We start from the raw sequence: 523 nt of genomic DNA, 5'->3' as shown, positions 1-523 counted from the left end.
CTACAAGGCGCACCGTTGAGGCGGCGCGGCAAGCGGGAGTCCCCATCGTGTATCTAAAAATGGCGTTTCGGCCCGATCTCTCCGACCTCGGACCGGATCACGGAACAACCCATCAGCGTCACCTGCTTTTAGGCGTTGGTGAACCTGTCCTGGCGCCCGACGGCACCCGCAGCCGTGTGCTAGTCCGCGACACCTGGAACACGGACATCGTCGATGAGTTGGCACCGGTGCCAGGGGATCATTTGATTTACAAGCACCGCTTCAGCGGTTTTTTCCAGACCGATCTCGAGGAGCGGCTTCGGAGTCTGGAGGTCCGGGACATCATCTTCACGGGTTGCACGACGAGTATCTGCGTTGAGTCAACACTTAGAGATGCGATGTTCCGGGACTTCCGATGCCTCCTGCTCGAGGACTGCACAGCCGAACCCATCGGCGAGGCCGCGGCCCGCACCAACCATGAAGCATCGTTGCTCGCCGTCGAGACACTTCTCGGATGGGTAGCCACATCGAGCGCCTTGCTTCA

1 protein-coding gene is annotated in these 523 nt (G+C 60.2%); it reads left to right on the top strand.

Annotated features, from left to right (window positions below; genetic code table 11):
- Window positions 1-59: 59 nt before the first annotated feature.
- Window positions 60-523, top strand: a 464-nt coding sequence (locus tag AC5RWX_RS34215; protein ID WP_494100563.1) for a cysteine hydrolase family protein, incomplete at its 3' end; no start/stop codon positions are given.

The sequence above is a fragment of the Arthrobacter sp. SPT-J7 genome (assembly GCF_059089965.1).
The sequence above is the reverse complement of the archived record's forward strand: the minus strand, read 5'-3'. Positions and strand labels throughout refer to the sequence as shown.